This is a genomic window from Sporosarcina jeotgali (assembly GCF_033304595.1).
GTDB classification, from domain to species: Bacteria; Bacillota; Bacilli; order Bacillales_A; family Planococcaceae; genus Sporosarcina; species Sporosarcina jeotgali.
The window spans coordinates 1,370,160-1,394,653 of the sequence record NZ_CP116341.1 but is presented as its reverse complement, the minus strand read 5'-3'; the positions used below and the strand labels follow the sequence as shown (position 1 = coordinate 1,394,653).

At 42.4% G+C, this 24,494-nt stretch carries 26 protein-coding genes; 3 read left to right on the top strand and 23 right to left on the bottom strand.

The genetic code is table 11. The features are described 5' to 3' along the window. Positions 1-69: 69 nt before the first annotated feature. Together proC and namA are read left to right on the top strand one after the other, a co-directional pair. The gene (proC, locus tag PGH26_RS06720; protein ID WP_323693221.1) at positions 70-903 is read left to right on the top strand and encodes a pyrroline-5-carboxylate reductase; all 834 of its coding nucleotides are present in this window, start codon (positions 70-72) and stop codon (positions 901-903) included. Between the two features lie 59 nt (positions 904-962). After that, the gene (gene namA / locus PGH26_RS06715; protein ID WP_323693220.1) at positions 963-1,982 is read left to right on the top strand and encodes an NADPH dehydrogenase NamA; all 1,020 of its coding nucleotides are present in this window, start codon (positions 963-965) and stop codon (positions 1,980-1,982) included. A gap of 521 nt (positions 1,983-2,503) precedes the next feature. Here namA and PGH26_RS06710 read toward each other — a convergent pair. The 16 genes from PGH26_RS06710 to mce all read right to left on the bottom strand — a co-directional run bounded on the left by PGH26_RS06710 (position 2,504) and on the right by mce (position 15,322). Further along, complete coding sequence (locus PGH26_RS06710) at positions 2,504-2,872, bottom strand: hypothetical protein (RefSeq protein WP_323693219.1); 369 nt, start codon at positions 2,870-2,872, stop codon at positions 2,504-2,506. A 169-nt stretch (positions 2,873-3,041) separates the two neighbouring features. Beyond that, positions 3,042-3,533, bottom strand: coding sequence for a P-loop nucleotide/nucleoside kinase family protein (locus PGH26_RS06705; protein ID WP_323693218.1), 492 nt, complete (start codon positions 3,531-3,533; stop codon positions 3,042-3,044). Between the two features lie 142 nt (positions 3,534-3,675). Continuing rightward, on the bottom strand, positions 3,676-4,146 hold the full coding sequence (locus PGH26_RS06700; RefSeq protein WP_323693217.1) for a tetratricopeptide repeat protein: 471 nt from the start codon (positions 4,144-4,146) through the stop codon (positions 3,676-3,678). A gap of 240 nt (positions 4,147-4,386) precedes the next feature. Continuing rightward, entirely contained in the window at positions 4,387-4,647 is a 261-nt protein-coding gene (locus tag PGH26_RS06695) for a hypothetical protein (protein WP_323693216.1), read from the bottom strand. Between the two features lie 116 nt (positions 4,648-4,763). Beyond that, on the bottom strand, positions 4,764-5,471 hold the full coding sequence (locus tag PGH26_RS06690; RefSeq protein WP_323693215.1) for a DUF5694 domain-containing protein: 708 nt from the start codon (positions 5,469-5,471) through the stop codon (positions 4,764-4,766). A 78-nt stretch (positions 5,472-5,549) separates the two neighbouring features. Next, a complete protein-coding gene (locus tag PGH26_RS06685) occupies positions 5,550-6,053 on the bottom strand; it encodes a hypothetical protein (protein WP_323693214.1) in 504 nt (167 codons plus the stop codon). A 329-nt stretch (positions 6,054-6,382) separates the two neighbouring features. Next, on the bottom strand, positions 6,383-6,979 hold the full coding sequence (locus PGH26_RS06680) for a protein kinase (RefSeq protein WP_323693213.1): 597 nt from the start codon (positions 6,977-6,979) through the stop codon (positions 6,383-6,385). 81 nt (positions 6,980-7,060) lie between these two features. Then, complete coding sequence (locus tag PGH26_RS06675; RefSeq protein ID WP_323693212.1) at positions 7,061-8,335, bottom strand: acyl-CoA thioesterase/bile acid-CoA:amino acid N-acyltransferase family protein; 1,275 nt, start codon at positions 8,333-8,335, stop codon at positions 7,061-7,063. Between the two features lie 113 nt (positions 8,336-8,448). Next, positions 8,449-8,700, bottom strand: coding sequence for a hypothetical protein (locus tag PGH26_RS06670; protein ID WP_323693211.1), 252 nt, complete (start codon positions 8,698-8,700; stop codon positions 8,449-8,451). A gap of 412 nt (positions 8,701-9,112) precedes the next feature. Beyond that, positions 9,113-9,337: a hypothetical protein gene (locus PGH26_RS06665; protein ID WP_323693210.1), complete on the bottom strand. Its 225-nt coding sequence runs from the start codon at positions 9,335-9,337 to the stop codon at positions 9,113-9,115. A 185-nt stretch (positions 9,338-9,522) separates the two neighbouring features. Next, the gene (gene rnz / locus PGH26_RS06660; protein ID WP_323693209.1) at positions 9,523-10,473 is read right to left on the bottom strand and encodes a ribonuclease Z; all 951 of its coding nucleotides are present in this window, start codon (positions 10,471-10,473) and stop codon (positions 9,523-9,525) included. Positions 10,474-10,489: 16 nt separating this feature from the next. After that, a complete protein-coding gene (locus PGH26_RS06655) occupies positions 10,490-11,674 on the bottom strand; it encodes a DNA polymerase IV (protein ID WP_323693208.1) in 1,185 nt (394 codons plus the stop codon). A 57-nt stretch (positions 11,675-11,731) separates the two neighbouring features. Then, positions 11,732-12,208: a chemotaxis protein CheW gene (locus PGH26_RS06650; protein ID WP_323693207.1), complete on the bottom strand. Its 477-nt coding sequence runs from the start codon at positions 12,206-12,208 to the stop codon at positions 11,732-11,734. A gap of 1 nt (position 12,209) precedes the next feature. Beyond that, a complete protein-coding gene (locus PGH26_RS06645; protein WP_323693206.1) occupies positions 12,210-13,346 on the bottom strand; it encodes a M20/M25/M40 family metallo-hydrolase in 1,137 nt (378 codons plus the stop codon). 13 nt (positions 13,347-13,359) lie between these two features. Then, positions 13,360-14,907: an acyl-CoA carboxylase subunit beta gene (locus PGH26_RS06640; RefSeq protein ID WP_323693205.1), complete on the bottom strand. Its 1,548-nt coding sequence runs from the start codon at positions 14,905-14,907 to the stop codon at positions 13,360-13,362. A 1-nt stretch (position 14,908) separates the two neighbouring features. Continuing rightward, complete coding sequence (gene mce / locus PGH26_RS06635; RefSeq protein ID WP_323693204.1) at positions 14,909-15,322, bottom strand: methylmalonyl-CoA epimerase; 414 nt, start codon at positions 15,320-15,322, stop codon at positions 14,909-14,911. A 111-nt stretch (positions 15,323-15,433) separates the two neighbouring features. On the opposite strand from mce, the gene prli42 reads away from it, so the two are divergent. Then, a complete protein-coding gene (gene prli42, locus PGH26_RS06630; RefSeq protein ID WP_158541020.1) occupies positions 15,434-15,529 on the top strand; it encodes a stressosome-associated protein Prli42 in 96 nt (31 codons plus the stop codon). A gap of 54 nt (positions 15,530-15,583) precedes the next feature. Here the strand turns inward: prli42 and PGH26_RS06625 are convergent, their stop codons facing one another. The 7 genes from PGH26_RS06625 to PGH26_RS06595 all read right to left on the bottom strand — a co-directional run bounded on the left by PGH26_RS06625 (position 15,584) and on the right by PGH26_RS06595 (position 24,491). Continuing rightward, a complete protein-coding gene (locus PGH26_RS06625) occupies positions 15,584-16,024 on the bottom strand; it encodes a BrxA/BrxB family bacilliredoxin (protein WP_323693203.1) in 441 nt (146 codons plus the stop codon). 107 nt (positions 16,025-16,131) lie between these two features. After that, entirely contained in the window at positions 16,132-17,205 is a 1,074-nt protein-coding gene (gene meaB / locus PGH26_RS06620; RefSeq protein WP_323693479.1) for a methylmalonyl Co-A mutase-associated GTPase MeaB, read from the bottom strand. A 17-nt stretch (positions 17,206-17,222) separates the two neighbouring features. Beyond that, positions 17,223-19,382: a methylmalonyl-CoA mutase gene (gene scpA / locus PGH26_RS06615; protein WP_323693202.1), complete on the bottom strand. Its 2,160-nt coding sequence runs from the start codon at positions 19,380-19,382 to the stop codon at positions 17,223-17,225. Next, positions 19,379-21,049 carry a methylmalonyl-CoA mutase family protein gene (locus PGH26_RS06610; protein ID WP_323693201.1) on the bottom strand — a complete coding sequence of 557 codons (1,671 nt, stop codon included), beginning with the start codon at positions 21,047-21,049 and terminating at the stop codon, positions 19,379-19,381. The genes scpA and PGH26_RS06610 overlap by 4 nt, the downstream gene beginning before the upstream one ends. 116 nt (positions 21,050-21,165) lie before the next feature. Continuing rightward, positions 21,166-22,479: a dihydrolipoamide acetyltransferase family protein gene (locus PGH26_RS06605; protein ID WP_323693200.1), complete on the bottom strand. Its 1,314-nt coding sequence runs from the start codon at positions 22,477-22,479 to the stop codon at positions 21,166-21,168. 21 nt (positions 22,480-22,500) lie between these two features. Then, the gene (locus PGH26_RS06600; RefSeq protein ID WP_323693199.1) at positions 22,501-23,484 is read right to left on the bottom strand and encodes an alpha-ketoacid dehydrogenase subunit beta; all 984 of its coding nucleotides are present in this window, start codon (positions 23,482-23,484) and stop codon (positions 22,501-22,503) included. Further along, a complete protein-coding gene (locus PGH26_RS06595) occupies positions 23,484-24,491 on the bottom strand; it encodes a thiamine pyrophosphate-dependent dehydrogenase E1 component subunit alpha (RefSeq protein WP_323693198.1) in 1,008 nt (335 codons plus the stop codon). Before PGH26_RS06595 ends, PGH26_RS06600 begins: the two co-directional genes overlap by 1 nt. Positions 24,492-24,494 lie beyond the last annotated feature (3 nt).

Sequence of the window (24,494 nt, the reverse complement as noted above, 5' to 3'; positions counted from 1 at the left end):
GTCTGTTGACTTATTTCCATAAACGCATACACTGATGGAATACACGCATTTAGGAAAAGAGGGAATTCCATGGAGAAAATCGTATTTGTAGGAGCCGGATCGATGGCTGAAGCTGTAATTTCCGGGATTTGTAAGCAAGGGACGATTAACCCTTCTCATATTTATGTCATGAACCGTGCAGATGAATCACGTCTTCAACTGTTGAAAAGTACATACGGTATTTCTTTAGTAAGTGCAGACAAATCAGAGCTAACCAGTGCAGATTTAATTGTAATGGCTACTAAACCTAAAGATGTCTATACGGTCATGGAACAAATTTCTCCTTTTATAAATGAACATGCAGCTATCCTTTCTGTACTTGCTGGAATTTCAATCGCTACCATCGAATCAGGTTTAGGAAAACACGCGATTGCCCGATCTATGCCAAATACATCAGCAGCCATTGGTAAGTCTGCTACAGGTGTGGCATTCAATTGTTCGGTGACTTCAGAAGTAAAACAAGAAATTCTAACCTTATTAAGTTCAATAGGAATCGTAGCAGAAGTTGAAGAAGATGACTTGCACGCCGTTACTGCTCTTTCAGGAAGCGGCCCTGCCTATATCTACTATTTGGCCGAAGCCTTAGAGACAGCTGCCATGCATGCTGGAATTGATCAGCCGACTGCTCGTAATCTTATCATCCAAACGATTGAAGGCGCTGCATCCATGCTGCGCCAAACGAATGAAGAGCCAGCCGCACTTAGAGAAAATGTAACCAGTCCTGGCGGTACGACGGAAGCCGGCCTTCGGGCACTCACTGCCGGCGGGTTTCATGAAGCAGTTTTCAGTTGCATCCAACATGCTGAGAAACGTTCCAGGGAACTTGGGTCCGATACGTTTAAAGAAAGTCCGAGCTCTTCATAAAGGACTTTTTAAGTTTTTTTGCTATAGTATAGTCATTCATGAAAAGGAGTGACTTAGAAATGGCTAAATTATTCGAACCTTACACGATTCGCAATCTCACATTGAAAAATAGAATCGCGATGGCGCCAATGTGCATGTACTCATCGCATAACGAAGATGGTCAAGTGGAAGATTGGCATCGCGTGCACTACGGCTCAAGGGCTGTCGGTCAGGCGGGATTAATCATTCTAGAAGCGACTGCCGTTCAGCCACAGGGGCGAATCAGTCCCCAAGATCTCGGGATTTGGGAAGATGCTCATATTGAAGGCTTAACTGAACTGACACGTCTCATTAAACAACACGGTGCAGCTGCAGGAATCCAGCTTGCACACGCAGGCAGGAAAGCAACAGTGGACGGCGCCATCCAGGCACCAAGCGTCCTAGCGTTTAGTGATCAATACAAAACACCAGTTGAAATGAGCAAAGATGCGATTCAAGAAACCATTCAAGCATTCGCTGCAGCCGCAAAACGTGCAGCAGATGCGGGATTCGACTTATTGGAACTTCACGGGGCGCATGGTTACCTCATCAACGAATTCCTATCCCCGCTATCCAACCATCGTACTGATGAATATGGCGGAAGCGCTGAAAATCGCTACCGGTTCCTTCGTGAAATCATCGATGCCGTCAGAACTTCGTGGGAAGGACCCTTATTTGTACGAATTTCTGCTGAAGACTATACGGTTGGCGGCATGACTTCTGAACACTATATTGAAATGGCTAAGTGGATGAAGGATCAAGGAGTAGACTTAATTGACGTGAGCTCCGGAGCTGTGGTCCCTGCAAAAATCGATCCATTTCCCGGTTATCAAGTTCCCTACTCCGAGACCATCCGAACAGGTGCAGATATCGCAACTGGCGCAGTAGGATTAATCACTTCAGGTCTCCAAGCCGAGGAAATCTTAAGGAATGACCGTGCTGACCTCATATTAATCGGCAGAGAACTGTTGCGAGACGCGTATTGGCCATATCGAGCTGCTCGTGAACTTCATACAGAAATTGAGGCTCCTGCTCAATACAGCAGAGGATGGACGTTTTAAAATGGTTGTCCTAAGTGTCACAATCAAGCTATTTTCTTAAATACATCAAATCTTTCTATAAAGTCATAGCTTTTGTCCAGATGACCTGCTAAAAATGTAAATTACAAAAAACAAATTACAGACGTGAAAAACCGCAAATTCAAAAATGAAATTGCGGTTTTTTATTGCATTCAGAGGTATATAGTTAATTTTAGTAAATTCTGTAACCTTTCTAAAACTAAAAAATTATACAAACCTGAAAAAAGTTAGAGTAATGTTGACTCTTTCCCTTAAGCATATAAATTATTAAGTTTCAAAATGGCCCGTTTGAAGTAAACACCTTATGCAAGAAACGCCCCCATATCTGGAATAGTGTTAAGCACGTTGATTTGCGTTCCAGCCGTACGCTTTCCGGAGGGCGTGGCTTGAGCCGCTTCCTTCGCTTCGCTACGTCCAGGGTCTCAAGGCTCACGCTGATCCTCCCGGAGTCGACGGCTTGCACTCCAATCAACTAAGAGTGTAGTACCAAACAATCGCCCCCATTAGTTTAAGATCCAATCGTCCAACGATTCTTTAGTAATGTTTTCTGTGGTTGTAAATGGGAGCGTGTGATATTCCCAGTCAAGGAAACCGTTTTTAGACGCTTTCGTTAAAAAAATCATTTCAAGTTTATTTTCAAAAAATACTTGTGTTAAATAAATGTTGTTTCCGGAGTATTTTGTATAAAAGTTAAGGTCAGTTATATCTAAGATATTTTGTCCTTTTCTATCTCTTTCGGCATTTATCTCACTGACATAGTAATCTCCATTACTCACATTACTTTCTTGTAATTTTAGGTATACTGTATCTAAATTCACCAGAATTACAACAACTAATATTACAAGAACAAACGATATAATTATCTTTTTCATAAACTCCCCCATAAGACAAGTCATCCTCTTCACTCCACTACCCCTTAGCAGAAGAAGTTAAGTTCTAATTCAACTCTTTGGCCCGATTACTGAAATAGGCGCAATCCTTCTTCAAGAATTGCGCCCTATTGTTGCAATGTACGACAATGTTATATTGAACTCCTTGTTATTATCCATTAAACTCTAAAATATTTAATCCCTCTGATGCTTCTGGTGCCTCAAAAAAGTTAGTAACATGGGTAAACATTTCTTCAGTATCAAAATCCGCTCTTTCAGGTTGTTCGTTACGTCTTTGTGCAATTTGACGTAAGCATTGTTCGTTATTTAGATTAAGGAAAATTAATTGATGGCTTGCATTGACATCGGACACCATATCCAAAAACCACTTACGTTGCTTTTGAGTATTAGCGGGAAAATCCATTACTACATCTGTACCTACACTTAATATATTTTGGACATGTTTTCTCACCAACGGCTTAATCTGCGCCGAAAACTTCAGAAAATCTTCAAATGATTCGATCTGATTGGGATAAAGAGATGAAAGCCATTCATCCTCAGATAATAGTACTGCATTCTTATCTATTGCATATTGTTTTGATTTAGTTGATTTTCCTGCACCCATTTTCCCGCAGAAAAAATATAACGTCCCCAATTGTCTCATGTTTTTTCAAACCTCCAAGTTTAATTTAGCAGTTGTTGCTTAACCTTGTAGGGCATACTTTTCAGTAATTGGCCCGTTTTTATTTCAGCAGTCACTGAACTATGGCCCCTGTTAACTTAATACACAGGCTTATTGCACCTATTTATCTTTGCATTTCTCTTACTAATCCAATTGCTTGTTCAGTCGAGTCAATTAAGGAGCGATTTTCTTTTGATTTTCTTAGTATCAATGCTTTTTGAAAGCATTCTTCGGCTTCGTTTAGATTTGCTAATTCCATTAGACATTTACCTTTGTGTTGCAGTACGAAATCCAAGTATTCGTCAATCTTGTGGGCTTCACACATTCTCAAAGATTTATTAAAATGGTCCAAAGCCATTTTATGATTGCTATCGTATTTAAGAACCTCACCAAGACGAATTGAAGCAACGATTTTCCTTGTGGGGTTTCTTTCTACTACTGCTTGATTAAGACAATATGTTAAACAGTTAATTGCTTTTTTGGGTTGCCCATTTATTCTGTATAAATTTCCTAAAGCCCCATAAAGAAAATACTTATCGTTTTCATTACTGTCTTCTAATAAGCCTTTTCCTTGGCTAATAATTTGGTTTAACATTACAGGATTAGAGGTCTTTTCACGAAGATACTGACCTTTATCGAAGTAAATAATCTAGTTTACAGTGGATAGATTTTTCTTGAATTCTGCTATATTTATGTCTGCCCCTCCCCAAAACACGTCTTTTCAAATAGTAAAAGTTCCTTTTTTAAAGAATATATTTACACCGCAAAGTGGCCCTTTTGTTCAAAGAGTGCAGGTCCCAATTTCGGAATCGCACCCTTTTGCAGAAGGTCAAATTTAGCGACTGCCCTTTTGCCAGAGATAAAATGATATAGAAAAAGTGCTAATAAACAATATTTGAAAAGAGATACCTATAATCATTAAGACTGATGTAAAAGCATCAGCGGTACTGCCTGAAGTCGTCCACGATGTAGCACCAGGTGGTCTTGAAAAGTTTACCGCAATACTATCCCCATTTGCTCCCAATATTAAAAACAAAATACCCAACAATAAGAAGACAATAGGAATCCCGAATAATTTTATATTTTCTTTCCCCACTTTACTCACGCCTTTCAAACAAAGTTATCTAGCAAAATGGTCCATTGCGATATAGACTAAATCTCTTATAAAGCAAACGCTCCCAGATTCTGAAGAATCCTTCAAAAAATATATTTTCAAGACAAATAATGAAGGGGTTTAACTACCTCGCAAAGTTCACTTTCCTCAATAAACTTCGTGACAATGGAAGAGTGTCCGATCCCTACAATGAATAGAATGCGTTCTTCCTTGGATTCAATGAGACGGGATAAGTTGGAGAACATGATTAGATTCCTCTTATACCACCAACTGAGCCAGTTTATACCCACATAGTGATCTACTTCACCAATACGCGCAATGTTTAAATGGACTTTATGTAACAGGTCTAGAAAAGCTGGCTCATTTAACTCTCTGTAGTAGCCCAGTACAGTTTTATCCTCAGTCCATACAGGTATATCCTCGACTCCTGCAAGAATTTCTTTTAACATCTCCGATTGGTGTTCCTCCGCCCAACTCTGAACTTCCCCGAAGCTCATGTCTTCAGTCCCCATCCAATCGGTCGGATAGATTTCGTTATGCTTAAGCTCAACCCCTAGCCGGAAGCCTACCTGGTAGATTTCATTGATTGGTAATGAAAAAGAACCCGATTGATATCGCTTATATAGCTCATTACATGTCTTACTCTCCTTCGGTTCCATTTCAACCGCAATCTTGGTCGGTTTGAAATTCCCTATTTTCGAAACCAATTCCTCGATTTCCATTTGCCTTTGATGCGTATCTAGTCCCTCGATTTCGGACATGTGAAAGCTGCCAAGTATAAGAATTTCCGCCTTTTCCTGATTCATTTAAATCTCTCCCTTTACCTAGGTCCAATCCAATATCTTAAGTTTGATGCATTGTCCTTATCACGCAAACGCAACCGTTTATTTAACTTCTAAAGAAAAAGCATAAAAAGCATCACCATGGGATAAATCTTTATCTTCTTCATCCATCCACCAGACGCCATAACTATAAAAGTATATACCCTTTTCATTGGGAGCTATAAATTGATTGTCTTTCACTTCAATTTCCATTTCATCGTTATGACTCTTTACCTGTGAAAGATGCATTTCATTAGGCTTTGGTGTGTAATCCATAATCAATGTGACTTCCTCACCTGCCGTAATTTGGATGGGCTCTTTATCCTTTAATAAATCTACTGGACCCGCAGTGTCGACACATTCACCTGTCTTTTTATCACCAGTAGAACGGATTTCCCAACAATATGTACCTAATACCGTTTCGTATTTTTCGCCGTTAATTTTTACAACTACATTTGGTGGTTTGTCTCCGCTTAAAATCGTGTCAGCATTTTTATTATTTGAAACCCCGCAAGCACCTAATATCATCGCAATGAACAAAACTCCTAAGAAAGTAAGTTTTTTCATTTTTTCTCTCCACCTTTATAAAGGTTAATCGTTGATGCTATAGAAAAGTTTCAAATATATGAAAATGGTCCGTTTGAAGAACGGATCATTTTAGTGAATAGCCCCCATATCTGGAATAATGTTAAGCACGTTGATTTGCGTTCCAGCCGCACGTTTTCCGGAGGACGTGGCTTGAGCCGCTTCCTTCGCTTCGCTACGTCCAGGGTCTCAAGCGCACGCTAATCCTCTCAGAGTCGACGGCTTGCACTCCAATCAACTAAGGATGTATTACCAAAGAATCGCCCCCACTAACGGCAGACGGATTTGCCAATTTTCCGTTAACAGGGATGTTATTCTTTCCCGCAATCATAGCAACGTTTGTCTATATCATTATCACCATATATCCGTAACTCTTTCTTTTCTCCACAAGTGTTACATGACTCAAAATATATTTGTGGAAGCAAACCTTCTTCAGCTAATGGAACCCATTCTTTTTCGTACAACTCTTTTGTCATGCCATAATCAGTTAAAACAAGTTTCCCGCTATTATTTAAACCAAAATTACTGCTGTCTTTTAAATCAAAGCAATCGAAGTTTTTATCCAACTCATTCATAACCGTTTCAAAAAGATCTGGGATGAGGTGACTGTGAATTCCAGAATTGATTTCATAGGATTGATTATCTATAAGTTCTAAAGGATGATAGAAATCTTGTATGGAAATGAAGTCATCCACGTAATAAGTTTTGGCAAGTATTGAAGCAAGCCCTTTTTTCTCCATTGCTCTGAAAACTTTGAGTTCATTTTGTGATTGCTTATACCCGTTTGTGTGCAAGTGTACTTTAATTACATAATTCGATACTTTAAATACTTTTCGTGTAGAGCCAATACCAACAAAGTTTTCATCTTTACAATACGAGTTCCAGTGATTAATTATTTCTTCAAGCAATTATTTCCTCTCCCTCAAAATGGCCCATTGACGGCATAATCTTAATTCCAGAATTGTCCCTTTTTGCTGAACTTCCATGAATCAATCTAATCTAGAAGTTAGGGTTTCATTTAAAAAAGCGACTATTCTTCGCCAAGCGGTATATTGAGCCTGCGAGTTATCTTGAGGTGTTCCCCCAAGTAATAACTTCCCATTTCCAAATGGTGATATGACTGTTTGTGTAGTTGGAAATCCTGGAATCGACAATGAATGACCAGCTTTCGGAAAGTTGATATGCATGAAATTGTGAGGATGGTTATGTTCTTTTAATCTAAATATTACTTTTTCAGACAAGAAATCAGAAGGCCAAAGTTGATCATCCCCTCCTGAAATCAAAAGAATAGGACCCTGAATATCTTCGACTGCAATCTCTGCTTGTTTCTCATCTTTTGCCCAATATTGGTAGATTTCACGCCAGGATATCGGTTTACCTGTACGTATTGACTGTTCCAATTTCTCTGTGACCTCCCTGGGAATCTTACCATTGGCAAATGGTAACGATTGCCCCTTATATTGCCAAGAGGTTAAACCAAGTGCGGATTGACCTAATCCTGGGTAAACAACTCCACTAGGTACATATCCAACAACGGCTTTGATTGATGGAAAGATTGATGCACTTAATAAAGCTAGTTCCGCACCTTTAGATGTTCCAAATACACCTATTTTTTTGGAGTCAACATTCGGATTACCGGTCAACCAATCTATTGCTCCTTCGATATAATCCAAGGGAATATTCACAAGCTCTTTTGGTAAGTCTCCAATACCAAAGTACGCCAATGCTAACGTGTTAAATCCATGCGATGCCAACAATCCGGCATTACTTTCTCTTAATCCCCCCTCAGATCCACCTAATACGATTACTGTGGGTAACGGTCCGGCCTTAGAATGAAAAAAGAATGTTCCAACAATTCCTTGTTGACGTACAGGAAATCTATCCACTTTAGGCGAAACAACCTCACGAATTATCGAGGTGAATGTCAAGACTTCTTGCCCTCTCATTAGAAACAGCTTTGTTTCCAATGGCTTTAAAGGGGTCTTTCCTTTCGGTTTATCATTCAAGATAGGTGACATAGACCAAAAAAGACCAGTCACATCAGGAATTAAATATGTACCTGATCTAGGCTTCGCAGTTGCTAAATTAATTTCCCCTTCGTCATTAGATATAAATTCTGCAAACGACCCCCAATTCTTGCCAAGGTTATCGCACATTTCAGCTTTTAACGTTACAACCTCACACGGTGGAAGATTGGTGATTCGGATTTCCAATGCTGTATCTATAAAGGAACTGTTTTGTGTAACATGGAATTTGGGTTTCATTGCTATCCTCCATCTAAATTTTTTGTATTAACCAAAAAATGGACCGTTTGAAGCCCAAACCATATACGGTTAAAACGCCAGTTTATAAATCAAGAATACGCTGACTTTATTTTTCAAATGTTTAATTTCATATAAACCATTTTCAATAAAACAAGCCCAAAACCAATTGCAACAAAAACCAGAGAACGTTTAAGATTCCCTTTTTCATGAAAAAAGATCATTACTAAAGCGTATCCTACTAGTAAAAACCACTGGATAGTGTCTGAAAGGTGCAAAAGGCTGGTTAAAATGACAATGCCTAAAATAATCATAATATGAATGCCATCAATTTCTTGGACGTCTTTTTTCTTCACTTCTCCATCCATAAAATTCTTCCTTTCAAAAAGTCTGTTAAATGACTGGATTTTTGTATGGATCTTATGCCTGAAGGAAACGGATTAAGCTTCTTCCTTCGGAAAGTGTTCGGAGGTACGGAAACTAACAGTTTATATGCAATATTGTTTCGCCATTTTTGCTGAATATCAAAAACTACTACAACGCTAACATCATTATACCAAAGATATCCATAAAAATTTTCAAAAAAATGAAAAAAGCATCGCTAATTGCGATGCTACTAACAAGACTTTATTTTGATGTGAATTTATTGTTGGTTTCACTATTGCAAAACTGGATATTTTTAGACTGACTCACGTTTTTGCAAATAGAAATCAGAAGTTGATACATAGTCTCATCTTCTCATTATTTCAATAGCATTATTTCACAGCTCACCCACTGCTTCTAATAGAGCCGGCTTTGATTCTGACAAGGAGGAAATCCATTTATATCCTGAATCATATAGAAATCGTACTTTTTTAAAGCAAATTGCGCTTGGTATAAGTATTCAATTACATGAAGTTGACCATTAGTAACTCCGCATAAAATCCCTGACGTCCCTTGCCCATTTGACAATGAAATTCCAACAGGCTGATTGATTAAAGTGTCTATTTTATAATGCCAGTTCATCCTCATCGCCTCCTATACCATCTTATTATGAATGGAGGCATTTAGTGTTTGTCTTACTTCTGAAAGTTTTCATCTGAAAAGATCCTTGAATTCCAGAGTACTCGTCTCACTATTAAAGGATACTACTGTTTGAGCAGTCATTTAAGCGTTCACTTGCAGGCAATCCAATGAATTGAAGAAGTTTGTTATTTCTTAAAATTACTTTCAATGACTTTCCCATTATGTAAAGAATATTGAGCAAAGTCACTTGCTACAAAAACGTCAGGGTAAACTTCTTGTCCTTCTTTCTTAAATGCATCAATGTCACTTGGAAGAAAGCGGGAACTAATATGTGTCGCGATGAGCGCTTTTGCACCGGCTGTTTTCACAATTTCTGCGGCCTGTTGAATCGTAGAATGCCCAAAATCTTTTGCCAGCTGGCCCGTTTCTTCGTTGAATGTCGCTTCATGCACGACTAGATCAGCACCCTTTGAAAGTTCTATGGACGCTTCACACACACTGGTGTCTCCTAGAATCGTTACAACAAATCCTGATTTCGGCTCACCTATGACAGAGGCGCTTGTAACAATCTTCCCATCTTCTAATGTAATATCATTTCCGTTTTTGAGCTGCTGCAGAAGAGGACCCTTCGGCACACCAGCTTCCGTAGCTTTGTCGATCAATAACTTTCCAGGAAGCGGCTTTTGAACGACCCTGAATCCAAAGCATGGGACGACATGCGATAACTCGCGCGCAGTAATGATATAGTCGTCATCCTCAAATACATTACCTTCTTTAATCTCATGGATTTTTAACGGGTATGTAAGGTGAGTTTTCGTTAGTCGTAATGTCGTTTGGATCCACTCTTCGATTCCTGCTGGCCCATAAATATCAAGCGGACTGTCTCCGCCCAAGAATGAGCGGGAACCGATAAATCCCGGTATTCCAAATAAATGATCTCCATGTAAGTGTGTAATAAATATTTTTGTCACTTTTCTCGGCTTTAATGTTGTATGAAGCATTTGATGCTGTGTCGCTTCCCCGCAGTCAAACATCCAATATCCTCGCTCTTCGGAAGACAGATTCAAAATAATTGACGTCGTATTGCGCAATTTTGAAGGCATCCCTGCGCCAGTACCTAAAAACTGTAAATCCATAATCAACTCCTCCTTTCTATTGTTTTCCTTTATGAATCGTACCCGGACCAAATCGATCATTCATTCGTGAAACTAATTTTTGCATGGACACTTCTTTATCATGACGCTCAAAGGTATCGAAAGAAAGCTGTTCGTGCAATTCTTCAAATGGAATGACATTGGATACTGTAATTCCCAAAAGTCGGATAGGTTCTCCATCCCAGTGCAGACGAAACAGCTGTGCGGCTTCTGTATAGATCTCGTTTGAGCGATATAATGGATTCAAGACAGTTTTACTTCTAGATTGGTTCCTCCAAGCTGCTGTACGGATTTGAATAGAAATAACTGTGCCCGCCAGCTGTTTAGCTTCCAACCGGCTGGCCACTTTTTCTGCGAGTTTTTGAAATACGGCTAGACACGGTTCCAACTCGGTTTCATCAATGGCAAGTGTAGTAGAACTTCCAACACTTTTTCGTTCTGCTGATGCTTCAGGATCCACAATTCGATGATCTTCTCCATTGGCACGCTCTTTCAATCTTAGTCCTCTTTTACCAAGCGTCATTTTCATCTTCAAATCATCTGCAGTAGCAAGGTCGCCAATTGTTTGAATTTTTGCCTGAGCAAGCTTTTCGGCACTGCTTTTACCAATTCCATGCATCTCAATTACGGAAAGCGGCCATAAGACTTTGTGAACTTCCCGCTTTCTTAGTATCGTGATCCCCATTGGTTTCCTCATGTCGGAAGCAGTTTTAGCTAAAAATTTATTCGGAGCAATTCCAATTGAACACGGTAAGTCCAGTTCACGTAATATCCGTTCCTGCATATCTTTAGCAATCCCCAGTGCGTCCTCTAATCCGCCAATAGCTGTAATGTCGATGTAGGCTTCGTCAATCGAGACCGGTTCCACTAACTCTGTATATGTCCTGAGTATATCAAACACTGCCTGGGAAGCTTGTCTGTACTTTTCAAAGTCTGGAGGTATCAGGACCAGCTGAGGGCACAGTCGTTTCGCTTCGCCGACAGTCATTGTCGTGTAGACTCCAAATGCACGCGCTTCATATGAACAGGTAACTAAGATTCCTCTCCGTGCTTTTGGGTCCCCTGCCACAGCCAATGCGAGTCCTTTCAAATCTGGATTATGCGCTTGTTCAACAGACGCAAAGAAACAATTCATATCCAAATGAAGAATGACTCGACGGTTGACATGTTCTTTGCGATCCATTTATTCTCCCCTCACCTTCAAGAAAAAACCGGGCAGCGTACTCCCCGGTTTTCACAGTTACACGTTTTCTGAAACTTGCTGATCCACATAGTCAGTAATATCATCCATACCTGCCAATGTATCAGAAAGAATGGTCGGATCAATCATTGTAATGACTCGATTTTCCAAATTAGCTACTGAAGAGAAATAAGGGGTTTTAGAATAAGCCATCAGCCCTTTTGACGTCAACGTATCCTCGGAAATATCAAGAATTTCTTTTGCTTCCAGCACGAGTAAGCCAAAGTAGACTCCTTCCGTCTGGACAACCACAACTTTAGCATTTGGATCATCTTTTGCAGAGTTGCCATATAAAATTTGCTGGAAATCCAAAATCGGAACGAGCTCTCCTCGTATTTTCATTAATCCAAGAAGGTATTCCGGTAAATGAGGAATCGGATTCACTTTTTCCAATTCTTCAATGGAAACCGTTTGTTCAACTGGAATGGCATATTCTTCATTGCCGCAGCGAACGACTATCGCTTTCGTGTTTTCCATATTATTGAACCTTCTTTCCGCGGTTAGTCACGGTACGCACAATTTCAAGCAGTAACTCCGCAAGTTTGTTGAGCTCTTCAACAGGCATACGCTCGTTTTTAGTGTGGATTTCTTCATAACCGACAGACAATGTAACTGTAGGGAAGCCATGTCCATTAAAGATATTACCGTCACTGCCTCCGCCACTCGTCTTCAATTCCGGTGTACGGCCGATCGCACGAATTGCTTCCGAAGCTACTTGAACGACTTCGTCATTCTCGTCAAAATGGAACCCTGGTGACATAAGACGCACTTCCGTCTCAGCCGTACCTCCCATTTTTTCAGCAGTTTCGGCAAACGCTTTTACCATATGTTCAGTTTGAGCTTGTAACTTCTCATAATCGATGGACCGAGCTTCTGAGACGATGTTAACTTCATCACAAACAATATTCGTTGCTTGTCCGCCAGAAAACATTCCGATGTTCGCTGTTGTCTCTGAGTCAATTCTTCCAAGTTTCATGGCTGCAACTGATTTTGCAGCAATCGTAATCGCGGAAACACCTTTTTCAGGTTCTACTCCAGCGTGTGCTGTCCGTCCATGAATGATTGTCTTCAATTTTGCATTATATGGAGCAGCTGTGACGATTCCTCCGACTTTTCCATCACTGTCAACTGCGTAGCCGTATTTTGCATGCATAACCGTTCTATCAATTTCCCGCGCACCTACTAGACCGCTTTCTTCCCCGGCAGTAATGATAAATTGCAGATCACCATGCGCTTCTCCGCTTTCTTTAAGCGTCCGCATCATCTCAAACAATGCAGCAAGTCCCGCTTTGTCGTCTGCACCTAGAATCGTTTCTCCTGCAGAATAGACATATCCATCTTCTTTTAAGACGGGTTCAATTCCTGCTCCAGGCGTCACGGTATCCATATGACAAGTGAAGTAAATTGGATCTGCTTCCGGAACAGTACCTTTCATCGTTGCAATTAAGTTTCCGGCACCATGGCCAGTGCGTACTTTTGAGTCATCTTCGAAAACATCAAAGCCCATTTGCTCCATCTTTTCTTTCAAAACGCCTACAATCTGTTCCTCGTGCAGCGTTTCAGAATCTATCTTTACTAATTCAAAAAATTCGTCCAGCATGCGTTCGTAATTCATAGTATCTCTCCTCTTATAATGGCATATTGCCGTGCTTCTTTTTAGGGCGCTGTTCTTTCTTATTTCTCATCATATCTAGCGCTTGCACTAGTTTAATGCGCGTTTCACGGGGGTCAATGACATCATCGACCATTCCGTTTGCAGCCGCTGCATATGGATTCGAGAACTTATCACGATATTCCGCGATTTTAGCTGCTCGAGTTGCTTCTGGGTTTTCACTTCCCGCTATATCGCGTGCGAAGATAATGTTCGCTGCACCTTCAGCACCCATTACTGCAATTTCAGCATTCGGCCAGGCGAACACAAGATCTGCACCGATTGCTTTTGAATTAAGTGCTACGTACGCTCCGCCAAATGCTTTGCGCAAAATCACTGTGATTTTGGGTACTGTTGCTTCCGAATAGGAATACAAGATTTTTGCACCGTGACGGATAATGCCGCCATGCTCTTGTTTAACTCCTGGGAAGAATCCAGTCACATCTTCAAACGTAATCAGCGGAATGTTAAAGGAATCACAAGTCCGAATGAACCTCGAAATTTTATCCGAAGAATCAATATCAAGTCCGCCCGCCATCACTTTTGGCTGATTGCAAACAAATCCTACCGATTCTCCCTTTATTCTAGCGAATCCTACCACTGCATTTCGCGCAAATTCTTTTTGAACTTCCATGAATGAGTCTGCATCCGCAATTTGCTCAATCACTTTCCGAACGTCATACGGTCTGATGGTTTCAAATGGTACGACATCCGCTAAGTCTGGACGGTAATCATCTTGATCAGACAATGGCTGTACCGGTGTTTTCTCTTCATTATTTTGAGGCAAGTATGTTAATAGACGGCGAACTTCTTGAAGTACTGTCTGCTCATCCGCTCCTCGGAAGTGTGCGTTACCGCTAATTGAGTTATGCACTTTTGAGCCGCCCAGGTCTTCAGATGAAATTTTTTCTCCAGTGACTGTTTCAATGACTTTCGGTCCTGTGATGAACATTTGGCTCGTATCATCGGTCATGAAAACGAAATCTGTAATCGCTGGTGAATAGACAGCTCCGCCTGCACACGGTCCTAAAATGACAGATATTTGCGGTATGACGCCTGAGTAAATAGAGTTACGATAGAAGATTTCGCCATAGCCATCCAGAGAGACAACCCCTTCTTGAATGCGGGCTCCGCCTGAATCATTAAGTCCAATGAATGGAGCACCATTTTTTGCAGCTAAATCCATGACGTTTGCGATTTTCATAGCATGCATTTCCCCAAGAGCTCCACCGAAAACTGTGAAGTCTTGAGAGAATAAATAAATGGCACGGCCGTTCACTTTTCCATACCCCGTAACTACACCATCACCAGGACCTTCCATTTTGTCCATTCCAAAATCACGAGTACGATGAACAACAAATGGGTTCAATTCAACAAAGGTTCCTTTGTCTACTAGCAAATCAATCCGTTCACGTGCAGTTAACTTTCCTTTTTCATGCTGGCGTGCAATGCGTTCATCGCCTCCGCCTAGTTCAATCTTACGTTTTCTATCGTAAAGTTCGTTAATTTTATCGTAAATATCCACCTTACTCATCCCCCAATGAGCGCTTGGCACATAGTTCATAAAGAACTCCAAACGAAGATTTTGGGTGCATGAATGCAACTTCCGCTCCACCTGCACCTATTTTCGGTTCTTCTTGCAGCAGCCGGACACCACTTGTCCGGAGTTCCTCCATACGCTGGCGAATATTCCGAACACCGAAAGCAATATGATGGACCCCTTCCCCGCGTTTTTCCAGGAAACTTGCAACGGCCCCTTCATTGCCGATCGGCTCAAGCAATTCGAGCTTAATATTACCAGCATCTAAAAATGCCACCGTCACATGCTGTTGCGGTACTTTTTCTACGCCTAACAATTTTAACCCAAGTGTATGTATATAATAATCTATTGAATCATCAAGATTTTTTACTGCAATACCAATATGGTCAACTTTTTCCAAGATTACACCCCTCTTCTATTGTAACCGCTTCTAAAATATTGCGCCACCAGTTGAGAAATCTGCAGATTCTGTTAAACTAAAAGTATCAAACCAATTAAGGGGTTTTTGCGCATGAGCAATAAAAAAGTCCAAAAAACAATCGTCATTATTATGATTGCTGCCATGGTTGCTTCCAGTGTCTTGTTCGGTCTCAGCACACTATTTTAATAGAAGACACGAAAATGCAGGCCGGCATCAGTTTGACTGATGCCGGCCTGTTTTTTATAGTTCTTCGCAATGCTGATCAAACTGATCTTGTAAGTTCGTTACAACAGACATTGGATCGTGGCCTTCAATTTCATGACGACCGACTTCAGCAACCATTTCACCGTTTTTCATGAGAACGAATGAAGGTGATGATGGCAAATGGTAATCTCCAAAGTGCATGCGTGCTTGAGCAGTCGCTTCTTTGTCTTGTCCTGCAAATACTGTAACCAAATGATCTGGACGCTTATCAAAATGAATTGCATGAAGTGCTGCCGGGCGTGCGATACCGCCTGCACATCCACATACAGAATTCACCATGACAAGAGTTGTACCTTCACGTTTGAACGCATTTTCCACGTCCTCCGCTGTTTTCAACTGCTCATAGCCGCCAGCTTCCATTTCCCCGCGAGCTTGGCTTGTTATATCATCCATATAAAAATTAAAATCCATTGACATATAGTTGTCCCCCTCTGATGCATAATACATCCATCATACCAGTTTACGAGTTCAATGAAAACAGTTCAGCAATTTGACCGGATTATTCAACAATACGGAGTTCCCAATTAATCCTTCTGCTTGTCGAATAGCTGCTTAACTGCTCCAGCAACTGTTATCTGATCACTTAATAACTTTTTTTCCAACTCTGACACTTCCTGCTTGCGTCCTGGTTCTTCGTAGAACGAATCAATCAAGTGATCATTGATCATTGAATAGAACCAGCTGCGTGTCTGGGATTGGCGTCTGTCTGTCCAATAGTTCGACTTCTCCATTACGGTTCTAAACTCTTGAATCATCTCCCAAGTATCAGCCAATCCGGTTTCCTTTATGGAAGATACTGCCAGTGCCCGCGTTGTCCAACCAGGAGATGCAGGTTGAAGAAAATGCGCAAGCTGGCGATAATCCCTCACTGTTTTCTTCGCAAGCCGTTCGTTTTCACCATCCGCTTTATGGACTATGATGCCATCCGCAAGTTCCATAATTCCCTTTTTCATCCCTTGCAGTTCATCTCCGGCTCCTGTTAATGCAAGAAGTAAGAAGAAATCCGTCATTTCCCTAACCGCAGTTTCGGATTGACCAACACCCACAGTTTCTGCCAGAATGACGTCATAGCCCGCAGCTTCGCATAGCAGCATCGTTTCCCGTGTTTTTCGGTGAACCCCGCCGAGCGTTCCGGCGGTTGGTGATGGTCTGATGAAAGCTTGAGGATCGCGTGCCAGCAATTCCATCCGAGTTTTGTCACCTAGAATACTTCCCCCCGTAATGGATGAGCTTGGATCGACTGCAAGAACAGCTACTTTATGGCCAGCCTTTGTCAGCATAAGTCCGAACGCTTCGATAAAAGTGCTTTTCCCCGCTCCTGGGACTCCAGTAACTCCGATCCGTATGCTTTTTCCGGTTTTAGGCAGCAGCGTACGAAGCAATTCTTGACCAGCCGGTTTGTCATGAAGGGCGACACTTTCAAGAAGAGTAATTCCTTTTGCCAGACTAAGCCGAGAGCCTTCCGCAATTCCCCGCGCGAGCTCATTCATATCGATCGGCGGTTTGTTTCTTTTAAACTTTCTTCTTTTTACAGACTTCATGCCATCATGAGACGAATGCAGACCTTCCATAACGTTGAGTGCGCTCTCTTCCCGCATATCCTCATCACGCCGGTTCACTCCATCACTTCCTCATATCCTAGTTGGCGATAGATCTCTTCAATTACTTTTTGGGCAGCTACCGGAATGACGGTACCCGGACCGAATATTGCAGCGGCCCCATTTTCCCTGAGAAATTCGTAATCTTGTGCAGGGATAACCCCTCCGACAATGACAAGAATATCAGGTCTTCCTATTTTTGCTAATTCAGCGCGGAGTGCCGGTACTAGCGTTTTGTGTCCAGCAGCGAGCGAACTGACCCCTATGACATGGACATCGTTTTCCGCAGCTTGCAGCGCTGTTTCTTCTGGCGTTTGGAAAAGCGGTCCGATATCTACATCGAAACCTAGATCCGCAAACGAAGATGCGATGACTTTCGCACCGCGGTCATGGCCGTCTTGGCCCATTTTAGCGACAAGAATCCTCGGACGCCGCCCTTCGTTTTCCAAAAACTCATCTGTCATTGATTTCACTTCATCAATTTCTTCTGAGTTGGAGAAATTTTGACTGTACACACCGCTGACAGAACGAATGACCGCTTTATGTCTGCCAGACACCACTTCTACTGCATCAGAGATTTCGCCAATTGTAGCGCGCGCTCTAGCTGCATCTACTGCAAGCGCAAGTAAGTTACCAGTTCCTTCTTTTGCACTTTGAGTGAGCTGCGCAAGGGATTGTGCAACCAACTGATCATCACGTTCTTCCTTCATTCGATGAATTCGATCGATTTGTTTTTGACGGACTAACGTATTATCGATATCTAAAATATCAATTGGTTCTTCCTGGTCTAAACGATATTTATTCACACCTACTATTGTTTCACTTTTCGAATCGATTTTCGCTTGTCGTTTGGCAGCGGCCTCTTCGATTTTCATTTTCGGAAGCCCGGTTTCAATCGCTTTTGCCATCCCTCCAAGTTCTTCAATTTCTTCGATTAATTCCCAAGCTTTGTCAACGAGCTCATTGGTAAGGGACTCCACGTAATAGGAGCCTCCCCATGGGTCAATTGTTTTCGTCATCATCGTTTCTTCTTGCAAAAACAGCTGAGTATTCCTTGCAATTCGTGCAGAAAAATCTGTAGGCAGTGCAATCGCTTCATCGAGAGCATTCGTGTGCAGCGATTGGGTATGACCCATTGCAGCCGCATTCGCTTCAATTAATGTACGTGTTACATTGTTGAAAGGATCTTGTTCAGTTAAACTCCAGCCTGAAGTCTGTGAGTGAGTTCTAAGTGCCAAAGACTTTGAGTTTTCCGGTTCGAACGTTTTCATCATTTTTGCCCAAATAATCCGTGCTGCCCGCATCTTGGCAATCTCCATGAAATAATTCATGCCGATTGCCCAGAAGAACGACAACCGCGGAGCAAATGAGTCAATGTCTATGCCGGCTTTCAACCCTGTTCGCACATATTCCAAACCGTCAGCAAGCGTATAGGCCAGTTCAATATCAGCCGTTGCACCCGCTTCTTGCATGTGATAACCAGAAATCGAAATCGAGTTGAACTTCGGCATATTCTTTGAGGTATAGTCAAAAATATCAGCAATGATGCGCATCGACATTTCTGGAGGGAAAATATACGTATTGCGCACCATGTATTCTTTTAAAATATCATTTTGAATGGTACCTGCAAGTTGCTCTGGAGGTACCCCTTGTTCTTCCGCAGCAACAATGTAAAATGCCATAATCGGCAAGACTGCACCGTTCATCGTCATCGATACGGACATCTGGTCTAAAGGAATTCCATCAAATAGGATTTTCATATCTTCAACTGAATCGATCGCAACTCCTGCTTTTCCTACATCTCCCGTTACACGCGGATGATCGGAATCATAACCTCGATGTGTCGCCAAATCGAAAGCCACGGATAACCCTTTTTGACCCATCGCAAGATTCCTTCGGTAAAACGCATTACTTTCTTCAGCAGTTGAAAACCCGGCATATTGGCGGACAGTCCATGGGCGCGCGACATACATAGTCGGATACGGTCCTCTTGTATTCGGTGCGATTCCCGGAAAATCCCCCAAGTGATCAAGTCCTTCACTATCCTCAGAAGTATAGTGAGGTTTAACTAGAATCCCTTCATTTGTTAGGAAAGGTTCCGTGACATCGTTCTGACTAGATCCCGTGTTCTGAATCACTTGCTTAATATCCACTTTGCTAAAATCAGGCTTTTTCATGCTTCTGCACCTCCTTTACAGCGATTGAGGATTTGAGTAATCTTCTCTATACGATTTTGTCCGTTGTACACAAACCCATTTAGTCCCCTGGACAGCCATTCGCTCGTTAGCTCTTCACTGACACGCCCAGCAACATCCAATAGCAGACTTGCAGGCTTATTCGCAATTAGGTCTGGAGTAACCTGTTCCGTCATATCTGGAGCAGCACAGACAATTGCATAGTCTGGTTTCTCAACACATAGCCATTCAATTGCAGACGCGGCATCTGAAAACGCTGGACTATGCAGGGCAGTTAACCCGCCAGCTGCCAAAAATCCTGTTGCAAAATCGGCCCGGGGTTTATACGATTTCAAGCTTCCGAAAACAAGCAGTCGAATATCAATCGGCCCTTCAGCTGCCTTTTTACGCAGTTCCTCAAATGGATAAGCTGGACGCGATGTTTCGATTCTAAAAGCATTATCGGCTGCATTATGATTCTCCGGATTTGCATAGACACTTGTTCCTATCAAAGAAGTGACTCCAGTTGCAGCATCAGTTTTTCGTTCATCAGCAAGCTGTTGCAACTTACCAGACTGCAAGAAGACCTCTCTGCCGCCGCTTTCCTCAATCTCCAGGAATCGTTCCCATGCTTTTTGAACAAGTTCTTCTGTTAGCTGTTCAATGAAATACGAACCGCCGCCGGGATCGATGACTTTGTCAGCATGTGTTTCTTCTCGGATAATGAGTTGTACATTTCGAGCGTATCTGAGCGATTGTGCTGAATTTCCCGTCAACTCGTTATAGGGATAAACCGTCAGCCAGTCCGCTCCGCCTAACACTGCGGAAAATGCGCTATTTCCCGCCCTTAGCAAGTTCACATAAGGATCTATTTTAGAAAATGATCGAAGTGAAGTTACTCCAATCAAAGGCACGGAAGTTAACTCGCTTTCACCGTATGCACTGCTGAACAATTGCCATAAGGTACGGAAGGCTCTAAATTTTGAGATTTCCATAAAGAAGTGGGTGTCTGCAGGAAATCTGAAAAAGACATTTTCCCTAAATTGATCAAAGGAAGGCGCTTTCGCTGCGTGATCTGCTGCTTCTGTTAATGCAATTGCAAGCTCAGTAACACTATCGGCTCCATCCATATGAAGAGGTTCCAAATCAATACCGATTGTTCTGATTTGCTCATATCCTAAAGTCAGCTCAAATTCAGAAGCCATCAAAAGACCTGTCACCTTTTTACGTTCATGAGGCGGAATCATCTCAAATACTTCAAGCAAATGATCTTGCGGGTCAATGTGCATGAAGGCTATTGGATGCTGTTTCATTAGTTCAGCAAGAGCATGTAAGGAAGCATCGTCCCATTCAATCGACGTTCTGCCTTCTATATAAAGCGCTTCATTTCCCTTTTCAAGACTTTCAGACATTGAAGCAATCCACTCAGAGCCTGTACGTCCAGCCGCGGGCTGCGCGCTTATCCATTTCCTTTGACTCGGACGTATATTTTCATTTGACTCGGCGGGTGCTGAATATAACGGATGAAGTGTGATTCCTTCTGCCGTCATTGTTTTAAGGGAGTCTACGGTCTTCCCTTTCAATGATCTCTCTGCTGCTTCTTCCCATTCGTTCCAATCTGGAAGTTCAAATCGCTGTTGCATCATGTTATGTATGTCAGAGCTGCTCATTTAAAATCCCTCCCTGTATAACTGTTACCTCATAGTGTACCTGAAATGGATCCTTTTTGAAAAGACAACCCCCACGTCCATTTCTTAATATGGCCGAGGGGGTTGGTGTGTCTAATTTAGTAGACAGATGTTGTTTCTGGTGTAACGTTCTCTAGTATTTCCTTTACACGTGCCAGGAAATGACCAGCTACGAGTCCGTCTAGTACACGGTGGTCCAGTGACAGACAAAGGTTAACCATATCCCGTACGCCGATCATGCCATTGTCCATAACAACTGGACGTTTAACAATCGATTCAACTTGGAGGATTGCTGCCTGCGGGTGATTAATGATTCCCATTGACTGAACAGAACCGAATGATCCTGTGTTATTCACAGTAAACGTACCGCCTTGCATTTCCTGTGATTTCAGTTTGCCCGAACGAACTTTTCCGGCAAGCTCAGTAATTTCACGGCCAATGCCTTTAATTGTTTTCTCATCCGCTTGCTGGATTACTGGGACATATAATGCCTCATCTGTTGCTACAGCAATCGAAATGTTGATGTCTTTTTTCTGTACGATTTTGTCGCCAGCCCACATTGAATTCATCATCGGGAATTCTTTTAGTGCTTGAGAAACTGCTTTGACGAAAAATGCGAAGTACGTCAAGTTGAAGCCTTCTTTTTGCTTGAATTCTGCTTTCAATGAATCGCGGTATTTCACCATTTCCGTTACGTCGACCTCGATCATTGTCCATGCATGCGGTGCTTCGTGTTTAGACTTCAGCATATTGTTTGCGATTGCCCGGCGAACTCCAGTAACAGGAATTTCAATATCACCTGCTGCAACAGGTACATTTGTTGCACTTTGTGCAGGTGCACTCGAAGCCGGTGCCGCTGCTGGTGCAGATTGCTGAACAGGAGCTGGTGCCTCAACGGCTGGTTTAGGCTGCGGCTTTTCGCCACTATCAATAATTGCTTGGATGTCTTTACGTGTAATCCGTCCATCACGTCCAGAACCATCCACATCCGCCAGGTTGATATCATGCTCCTGGGAAAGACGAAGGACAGCTGGTGAGTAACGGCCCGCAGCAGCTCCCTTTTCTTTCTTCACGGGACTGTTTGGTTTTTGTGAACCTTCTGCCGGCATTTCGTTCGCTGGCTCATTTTTTGCTGGTGCGGCTTCAGGCTGGACAGCATCACTGCTTCCGCCTTCAGTTTCGATGGTACAAACGATTTCACCTACAGCCACTGTTTGGCCTTCTTGAACAAGGATTTCTTTAATCGTCCCTGTGAATGAGGAAGGTACTTCAGCTGTCACTTTGTCTGTATTCACTTCTGCAAGCGAGTCATACTTCTCTACATGATCCCCAGGCTTTACAAGCCATTTTTCAATCGTACCTTCTGTAACACTCTCGCCGAGCTGGGGCATTTTAATGGATTCAATTGCCACTGGATTTACCTCCGTTCATTATTAAAATTCAGCTAAATCGCGTGCTGCTTTTTCTACTTTATCGGGATTTACCATAAAGAACTTCTCCATTGTCGGCGCGTACGGCATTGCAGGCACATCTGGTCCAGCAAGACGTTGAATCGGAGCGTCCAAGTCGAATAAGCAGTTTTCTGAAATAATCGCTGCCACTTCGCTTATGATGCTGCCTTCTTTGTTATCTTCTGTAACAAGAAGAACTTTTCCTGTCTTTTTAGCCGCTTCAATGATCGCTTCTTTATCCAGTGGATAAATCGTTCTCAGGTCAAGAATATGTGCTGAAATCCCGTCTTCAGCAAGACGCTCTGCAGCTTGCAGCGCAAAGTGGACACAAAGACCATATGTGATAATCGTAATGTCTTCGCCTTCACGCTTCACATCTGCTTTACCGATTTCAATTACATATTCTTCTTCAGGCACTTCGCCTTTGATAAGACGATATGCTCGTTTATGCTCAAAGAACAAAACCGGATCTTCATCGCGGATTGCTGCTTTTAAAAGACCTTTCGCATCATATGGAGTGGATGGAATGACAATTTTAAGTCCAGGAGTTCCTGCAAACATCGATTCCACAGATTGTGAATGGTAAAGGGCTCCGTGAACACCACCACCGAACGGTGCGCGAACAACTAGAGGACAAGACCAGTCATTGTTTGAACGATAGCGTATTTTAGCTGCTTCCGAAACAATCTGGTTCACTGCCGGCATAATGAAATCTGCGAACTGCATTTCAGCGATCGGACGCATACCGTACATTGCTGCACCAATTGCGACACCTGCAATTGCCGATTCAGCAAGTGGTGTATCGAGCGCACGGTACTCACCGTATTTATCGTATAAACCTGTTGTCGCTTTGAAAACGCCGCCTTTACGGCCTACGTCTTCTCCTAGTACGAAGACGTTTTCGTCACGTTCCATTTCTTCTGCCATAGCACTTGTAATTGCATCGATATATGAAATGACCGCCATCAGTCGTTCCCTCCTTGTTCCGCATATACGTGACGAAGTGCATACTCTGCATCTGCGTATGGAGCTGCCTCTGCATAATCTGTCGCTTCGTTCACTTGCTTCATGATTCGCTCTTCGATTTCGCTATTCAGCTCATCTGTAAGCACACCAGCTTCTTTCAAATAATTAGCAAACTTAGGGATTGGATCGAGTTTGCGCTCTGTTTCCAGCTCTTCAGCATCACGATATAAACGGTGATCATCATCAGATGAGTGAGCCGTCAAGCGATAACATACTGCTTCGACAAGGCTTGGTCCGTCTCCGCGACGGGCTCTGTCAGCCGCTTCCTTTACGACTTTATAAACTTCAAGCGGATCAGTTCCGTCGACTGTTGTACCCGGCATACCATAACCAGCTGCGCGATCGGCAACATGTTCGCACGCGAGCTGCTTCTCAACAGGAACTGAAATTGCGTATTTATTGTTTTCTACCATGACAACAGTAGGCAATTTGTGTACGCCTGCAAAGTTCATGCCTTCATGGAAATCTCCTTGGTTAGAAGAACCTTCCCCAAGTGTCGTAAATGTAATGAAGTCTTCGCCTTTAATCTTCGCTGCAAGTGCAACTCCCACCGCGTGCGGCAGCTGTGTCGTTACAGGTGAAGAACCTGTCAAAATACGATTCTTACGCTGTCCGAAGTGACCTGGCATCTGGCGTCCGCCTGAGTTCGGATCTTCAGCTTTTGCAAATGCTGAAAGCATCAAATCTCTAGGTGTCATTCCGAAATGCAAGACTACTCCCATATCACGGTAATAAGGTGCAGTCCAATCTTTTTCTTTATCGAGTGCATAAGCGGCTCCGACTTGAGCTGCTTCTTGTCCTTGACAAGAAATAACGAATGGAACCTTACCTGCACGGTTAAGGAGCCACATGCGCTCATCTATTTTTCGTGCCATTAACATTGTTTCGTAGATTTGTAAAACATCATCATTCGTGAGCCCAAGCTCTTCGTGGCGATTTGTTGCCATCAG